The organism is Micromonospora sp. CPCC 205558 (assembly GCF_036902955.1).
In the GTDB taxonomy this organism is placed as follows: Bacteria; Actinomycetota; Actinomycetes; order Mycobacteriales; family Micromonosporaceae; genus Micromonospora.
Window position 1 is genome coordinate 397,761 of the sequence record NZ_JBAKHR010000002.1, and the last position, 6,762, is coordinate 404,522.

At 73.7% G+C, this 6,762-nt stretch carries 6 protein-coding genes; 4 read left to right on the plus strand and 2 right to left on the minus strand.

What is annotated here, in order from left to right; all coding sequences use genetic code 11:
- The first annotated feature begins 36 nt into the window (after positions 1–36).
- On the plus strand, positions 37–924 hold the full coding sequence (locus V6U86_RS04245) for a prenyltransferase/squalene oxidase repeat-containing protein (protein WP_334498644.1): 888 nt from the start codon (positions 37–39) through the stop codon (positions 922–924).
- 50 nt (positions 925–974) lie between these two features.
- Here the strand turns inward: V6U86_RS04245 and V6U86_RS04250 are convergent, their stop codons facing one another.
- The gene (locus V6U86_RS04250) at positions 975–2,216 is read right to left on the minus strand and encodes a glutamate-5-semialdehyde dehydrogenase (protein ID WP_334498592.1); all 1,242 of its coding nucleotides are present in this window, start codon (positions 2,214–2,216) and stop codon (positions 975–977) included.
- 36 nt (positions 2,217–2,252) lie between these two features.
- Entirely contained in the window at positions 2,253–3,410 is a 1,158-nt protein-coding gene (proB, locus tag V6U86_RS04255; protein WP_334498594.1) for a glutamate 5-kinase, read from the minus strand.
- A gap of 13 nt (positions 3,411–3,423) precedes the next feature.
- Between proB and V6U86_RS04260 the strand changes: the two genes are divergently transcribed.
- Genes V6U86_RS04260 through V6U86_RS04270 form a run of 3 tightly spaced genes read left to right on the plus strand, consistent with a single transcriptional unit; the run spans position 3,424 to position 6,682 of the window.
- Entirely contained in the window at positions 3,424–3,738 is a 315-nt protein-coding gene (locus V6U86_RS04260; RefSeq protein ID WP_334498596.1) for an MGMT family protein, read from the plus strand.
- A gap of 32 nt (positions 3,739–3,770) precedes the next feature.
- Positions 3,771–5,186 carry an MFS transporter gene (locus V6U86_RS04265; protein ID WP_334498598.1) on the plus strand — a complete coding sequence of 472 codons (1,416 nt, stop codon included), beginning with the start codon at positions 3,771–3,773 and terminating at the stop codon, positions 5,184–5,186.
- Entirely contained in the window at positions 5,183–6,682 is a 1,500-nt protein-coding gene (locus V6U86_RS04270) for a pyridoxal phosphate-dependent decarboxylase family protein (RefSeq protein ID WP_334498600.1), read from the plus strand. Before V6U86_RS04265 ends, V6U86_RS04270 begins: the two co-directional genes overlap by 4 nt.
- Positions 6,683–6,762 lie beyond the last annotated feature (80 nt).

Consider the following 6,762-nt stretch of genomic DNA (forward strand, 5'->3'; position numbering starts at 1 on the left):
GCGGCCGTCCGGCCGGAGCGACGCAGCCATGCCGGGCTGGCCGATTCCCTGAGGCGGCGTCGCGTCTGCGCAGGTAGCGTCTCCGCCGTGGTCGACTTGGAAGCCGCGATCGGGTTCGTCGTGGCGCATGGGGATGCGGTGGAACGGGCCCGCCTCTCCTGGCTCCGCAACGGCACCCCCGTGCCCGCCGAGTTGCTGGAGACGGCCGAGGTCGGCCAGTCCCCAGACGGCGCTTGGCCGGCCACCTGGGGTGGCGAGATCGCCTCGATCGACGCCACCTGCTTCCGGCTCGCCGAACTGGACGACCTGGGCGCGCTCGGCCGTCCCGCCGCCCGTCGGGCACTGGACTGGCTGGCGTCCCGGCAACAGGCCGACGGTGGTTGGGAAGAAGACGAGTCGCTCGCCGACTCGGCCCCGGAGTGGGCCCGGCCCGGCGACCCGGAGGCAGCGTTCCTGGTGTCGGCCAACGCCGGTTTCTGGCTCACCGTCGCAGGTCTGGACGCCCGGGCCTCGGGCCCGCTCGATCACCGGGTCGGTGGGGCGTACGCCGGGGTGGTGCAGGCGGCGGCCCACTCGCTCGCCGCGCGGCTGCGCCCGGACGGTAGCTGGCCATCGTTCCTCGCCGCCGGCTGGCTGAGCGCGGCCGTGCTGCACCGGCAGGAGATGTTCCAGGAGTCGGCGCGGATCCAGGTGGTGCTCGCCGAGCGGATGCCGAAGATGTCCCCGGGGGACGTGGCGTGGCTGGCGGCCACGCTGCGCCGCGCCGGCGTCGACCCACAGGACTGGATCATGGTGCGGGCGCTGCGCCGACTGACCGAGACCCAGCGCAGCGACGGCGGCTGGGAGAGCGACGACGGCCACCAGTTCGACGTGCACACCACGCTGGCCGCGATCCGCGCCGCCCGCCCCGCGCCACCCAGTTGAACCCCACCCCCCGCCGCCAAGATCGCGGAAGGGGGGAGGGCGGGCGGGGGTCAGCGGGTGTGGCCGTCGCCGGTTACGACGTACTTGGTGCTGGTCAGCTCGGGCAGGCCCATCGGGCCGCGGGCGTGCAGCTTCTGGGTGGAGATGCCGATCTCCGCGCCGAAGCCGAACTCGCCCCCGTCGGTGAACCGGGTCGAAGCGTTCACCATCACCGCCGCCGCGTCGACCCGGGCGACGAAGTCGCGGGCCGCGCTCGCCGAGTCGGTGAGGATCGCCTCGGTGTGCCCGGTGCCGAAGCGGCGGATGTGCGCGACGGCCGCGTCCAGCGAGTCGACCACCGCAACGGAGATGTCGGCGGACAGGTACTCGGTGGCGAAGTCCTCGTCGGTCGCCGGGACCACGGCGGCGGAGTAGGCGGCCACCTCGGGGGAGCCGTGCACGGTCACCCCCGCCTCGGCGAAGGCGGCCAGCACCGGCGGCAGGAACGCGTCGGCGATGCCCGCGTGCACCAGCAGGGACTCGGCCGTGTTGCAGGTGGAGAGGCGTTGAGTCTTGGCGTTCAAAGTCACCGCGACGGCCTTCGCCACGTCGGCGGCGGCGTCGACGTACACGTGGCAGTTACCCACCCCGGTCTCGATCACCGGCACTGTCGACTCCTCGACCACTGTGCGGATCAGCGATGCGCCACCGCGTGGAATGAGCACGTCGACGAGCCCTCGGGCCCGCATCAGCTCCTTGACCGAGTCACGGGTGCTGGCGTCGAGCAGCTGCACCGCGTCGGCGGGCAGACCGGCCCCGGCGACCGCGTCGCGCAGCACCGCGACCAGCGCGGCGTTCGAGTGCGCGGCCGACGACGACCCGCGCAGCAGCGCCGCGTTGCCGGACTTGAGGCAGATCCCGGCGGCGTCCACCGTCACGTTGGGCCGCGCCTCGTAGATGATGCCGACCACCCCGAACGGCACCCGGATCTGGCGCAGCTCCAGGCCGTTGGGCAGGGTGGACCCGCGGACCACCTCGCCCACCGGGTCGGGCAACGCGGCCATCTGGCGCAGCGCGTCGGCGATGCCGGCCACCCGACCCGCGTCGAGCGCGAGCCGGTCCAGCACGGCCGCGCTCAGCCCAGCCTCGCGGCCGGCCGCAAGATCCGCCTCGTTCGCGGTCAGGATCTCCGGGGTACGCGCCACCAGAGCGTCGGCCATCGCCGCCAGCGCGGCGTCCTTGACCGTACGCGTGGCGACGGCCAGCTCCGCGGCGGCGTCCCGCGCCCGTCGCGCCTGCTCAACGACGCTCATGCCAGCACTCCTCGGGAAGGTGGGAAGGTCCTTGGCTCACAGCAGCACCAGGTCGTCGCGGTGGACGACCTCTCGTTCGTACGCCGGGCCGAGCGCCGCGGCGAGTTCGGAGGTGGAGCGACCGAGCAACCCGGGCAACTCCACCGCGTCATAGTTGACCAACCCTCGGGCGACCGACGCGCCGGCGGTGTCCACCAGGTCCACCGGGTCGCCGGCGGTGAACGTGCCGTCCACCGCGGTGATGCCGGCCGGGAGCAGCGATTTGCGTCGCCCGACGACTGCGGCGACCGCGCCCGGGTCGAGGTGCAGCCGCCCCCGGGGCGAGGTGGCGTGGGCCAACCAGAACAGCCGGGCCGTCGGGCGTTGCCGCTGCGGGTGGAAGAGCGTGCCGACCGGTTCGCCGGCCAGCGCCGGTGTGGCCAGGTCGGCGGCGGTGAGCACCACCGGGATGCCGAAACCGGTGGCGATCCGGGCCGCCTCGACCTTGGTCACCATGCCGCCGGTGCCGACGCCGGACCGGCCCGCCCCGCCGATGGTGATCCCGGCGAGGTCCGCGTCGTCGCGCACCTCGGCGATCCGGGTCGAGTCGGGTTTGGTGGGGTCACCGGTCCAGAGCGCGTCCACGTCGGAGAGGAGCACCAGCAGGTCGGCGTGGACCAGCGCGGCCACCAGGGCGGCCAGTCGGTCGTTGTCGCCGAACCGGATCTCCTGGGTGGCCACCGTGTCGTTCTCGTTGACGATCGGCACCGCCCGCAGGTCGAGCAGCTTGCGCAGGGTCCGGTACGCGTTGCGGTAGTGCGCTCGCCGGGTCACGTCGTCGACGGTGAGCAGCACCTGCCCGACGGTGCGGCCGTGCCGGGCGAAGCTGGCCGCGTACCGGCCGATCAATAGCCCTTGCCCGACGCTGGCGGCGGCCTGCTGGGTGGCCAGGTCGCGCGGGCGTCGGGACAGCCCGAGCGGGGCGAGCCCGGCGGCGATGGCGCCGGAGGACACCAGCACCACCTCGCGCCCTTCGGCGGTGAGTCGACCGAGGGTGTCGACCAGCGTGTCGACGCGCTCGTCGGCCAACCCGCCGGTGGCGGTGGTCAACGAGGAGGATCCGATCTTGACGACGACCCGCCGGGCCGTCGTGACTGCGTCGCGCACCCGACCATTCTGCGTGGTCACCGCGGCACCGCCCGGCGGCGTTCCCATATGGTGGCGGATTGTGACTCCTGACGAGTACGTCGAGGCGGTGCTCGACCTGGTCGAGCGGATCCCGGAGGGCCGGGTCATGTCCTACGGCGGGGTGGCCGACGCGCTGTCCGAGCGTTCGGGGCGTGCCTCGGCCCGGTTGGTCGGCAACATCATGGCCCGGCACGGGGGCTCGGTGCCATGGCATCGGGTGGTGACCGCGGGTGGTCGACTGCCGCCGGGGCACGAGCGCGAGGCGCGGGCCCGACTGCGGGCCGAGGGAGTGCCGCTGCGCGGTGAGGGGGTGGACATCGCATCGGCTGCCTGGTCGCCTGATGAGGGGATGTGACCGACGTCCTAACGTGAGTAACATTCGGGCCCATGAAAACGCCGCCGGGCGCCGGCTCGTCAGCCACCGGCTCGCTGCCCCGATCGGTGCACGCCGGCTACGCGCTCGGTTCACTGGCGACCGGAGCGTTCGGCACCGTGCCCGGTCTGCTGCTGCTGCCGTACCTGACCGACACCCTGGGCGTGGCCGCCGGGCTGGCCGCCCTGCTGGTGTTGCTGCCCAAGGCCTGGGACGTGCTGGTCAACCCGGTCGCCGGGCGGATCTCCGACCGCACCCGGTCGCGGTGGGGTGCCCGCCGGCCGTACCTGCTCGTCGCCGGCCTCGCGCTCGCCGTCCTGTTCGCGTCGATCTTCGCCGCGCCGTTCGGTAACGGCTCGGCCGCCGCCGCGTACGTGGCGTTCGCGTTCCTCGCCACCGCCACCGCGTTCGCCTTCTTCCAGGTGCCGTACGTGGCGATGCCGGCCGAGTTGACCGGCGACTACGCCGAGCGCACCCGGTTGATGACCTGGCGGATCGCGGTGCTGGCGCTGGCCATCCTGGTCTCCGGCGCGGTCGCGCCGCTGGTGGTGACCGCCGGTGGTGACGGCGTGGCCGGGCACCGCTGGATGGGCCTGTTCGTGGCGGTGCTGATCGCCCTCGGCGCCCTCGGCGCGTTCCTGGGCACCCGGTCCGCGCCGACCGGCACGGTGGGCGAGAGCGAGCCGACCCTACGTGCCCAGCTCGCCGTGGCCGGCGCCAACCGCCCGTTCCGGGCGCTGCTGATCTGCTTCGTGGTGCAGTCCGCCGGGGTGGCGACGATCCTGGCCGGGGTCAACTACTTCGCCGGGCAGATCCTGCGCGACGACAAGAGCGGGCCGACAGTGCTCTTCGTGTGCTTCGTCGGGCCGGCGCTGCTGGTGATGCCGATCTGGAGCCGGATCGGTGCCCGGCTGGGCAAGCGGACCGCGCTGGTGGTCGCCTCCCTGATCCTCGCCGCCGGTGCGTTCACCCTGGTCGCCGCACCGGTGCTGCCGCCAGTCGCCGTCTATCTGGTGGTCGCGGTGATCGGCGTGGGGTACGCCGGGCAGCAGGTCTTCGCGCTGGCCATGTTGCCGGACTGCATCGCGCACGAGACGGCGCGCACCGGTCGACGCCAGGCGGGTGTCTTCACCGGGCTGTGGACCGCCGGGGAGACCTTCGGCCTGGCGCTCGGCCCGGGCATCTACGGACTGGTGCTCCAACTCTCCGGCTACGTGTCCTCCGACACCGGCTCGGCGGCGGCCCAGTCCGACACGGCGAGGCTCGGCGTCCTCCTCGGCTTCACGCTGATCCCGGCCCTGCTGATCGCCCCTCCGATCCTCCTGCTCCGCCAGTACACCCTCACCGCCCACAGCGACCTGGTCGATCATGGAGTTGTGCTGGGGGACAAGGCCGTTGACCGTCACGAGAAGGGCACCGTAGCTCCATGATCGACGAGAACAGGGTTGAGGCCGGGGCGCTCTCCGCTGCCGGGGTCCCCGCGGAACGGGTTCTTGAAGAGGTACGGGCGCTGCGGGCCGGTGACGCGCCGACCCACGGGGGACGGCTCTTCGCGTACGTCTACGACCCGGCGGTGCCGGGGCTGGACGAGTTGGCCGCCGCCGCCCACCAGGAGAGCGCGCACGTCAACGGGTTGGACCCGACCGCGTTCCCGTCCCTGCTGGCCATGGAGAACGCGCTGGTCGCCGCCGCCGGCCGGGTGCTGGGCGCCGGCCCGGGCACCACCGCCCCGGACGTCGTCGGCAGCGTCACCAGCGGCGGCACCGAGTCGCTGATCCTCGCCGTCAAGACCGCCAGGGACGCCCACCCGGAGATCGCCGAACCCCGGATCGTGGTGCCGTCGAGCGCGCACGCGGCATTCGCCAAGGCGGCGCACTACCTGCGGGTGGCGTTGGACGTCGTGCCCGTCTCACCGGAGACGTTGCGTCCCGACCCGGCCGCGATGGCCGCCGCGATCCGCCCCGAGACGGTGCTGGTCGCCTGCTCCGCGCCGTCGTACGCGCACGGGGTGGTGGACCCGGTCACGCAGATCGCGGCCGCAGCCGCCGAAGCCGGGGTGCGCTGCCACGTGGACGCCTGCTTCGGCGGCTGGACCCTGCCGTACCTGCGCCGCCTCGGGGAGCCGGTGCCGCCGTTCGACTTCGCGGTGCCCGGTGTCACCTCCATCTCGGTCGACCTGCACAAGTACGCGTACGCGCCGAAGGGGGTGTCGGTGCTGCTGCACCGCGACGCCACCCTGCGTGCCCCGCAGTACTTCGCGTACGCCGACTGGCCCGGCTACACGATGATCAACCCGGTGATCGCGTCGACCCGCTCGGGCGGCCCGATCGCCGCCGCGTACGCCACCGTGCGGCACCTCGGCGACGACGGCTACCTGCGGCTGGCCGCAGTCACCCGGGACGCGGTAGCCGGGCTGGCCGACGCCGTCCGCGCCGTCGACGGGTTGCGGCTGATGGCAGAGCCGGAGTCGACAGTCGTCTGCTTCACCGCCACCGAGGGCGGCCCCGATCTGTTCGTCCTGGTCGACGAGCTGACCGCGCGGGGCTGGCACACCCAACCCCAGCTGTCGTACGACGGCCTGCCCGCCAGCGTGCACCTCACGGTGACCGCCGCGGTCGCGCCCCGGGTGGCCGAGTTCGGGCCGGACCTCACCGAGGCGGTGGCCGCCGCCCGGGCGGCCGGTCCGGTGCGGCTGCCCGCCGAGCTGACCACCCTGGTCGGCGCCCTGACCCCCGAGACGCTGACCCCGGAGCTGGTCGTCGGCCTGGCCGCCGGGCTGGGTCTGGGCGGCGAGGCGGAGTCGCCGGCGGGTCCGCTGCCGGAACGGATGGCGGTGGTGAACACGCTGCTCGACGCCGCGCCATCCGCGCTGCGTGAGCGGCTGCTGGTGGAGTTCGTCAGCCTGCTCCAACGTCCCACCTGGTGACCGGAGCGCCGGCCGGGAGGGACGCCCCCGGGCGTACGTCCCGGGGAGGGGGGGGGCCCGGGGGGCTTGGGAGGCAAGCT

Coding starts and splice junctions, on each gene's coding strand:
- V6U86_RS04250 (WP_334498592.1), bottom strand. CDS start 2,216: ATGAGCGTCGTTGAGCAGGCGCGACGGGCGCGGGACGCCGCCGCGGAG.
- proB (WP_334498594.1), bottom strand. CDS start 3,410: ATGGGAACGCCGCCGGGCGGTGCCGCGGTGACCACGCAGAATGGTCGG.
- V6U86_RS04265 (WP_334498598.1), top strand. CDS start 3,771: ATGAAAACGCCGCCGGGCGCCGGCTCGTCAGCCACCGGCTCGCTGCCC.
- V6U86_RS04270 (WP_334498600.1), top strand. CDS start 5,183: ATGATCGACGAGAACAGGGTTGAGGCCGGGGCGCTCTCCGCTGCCGGG.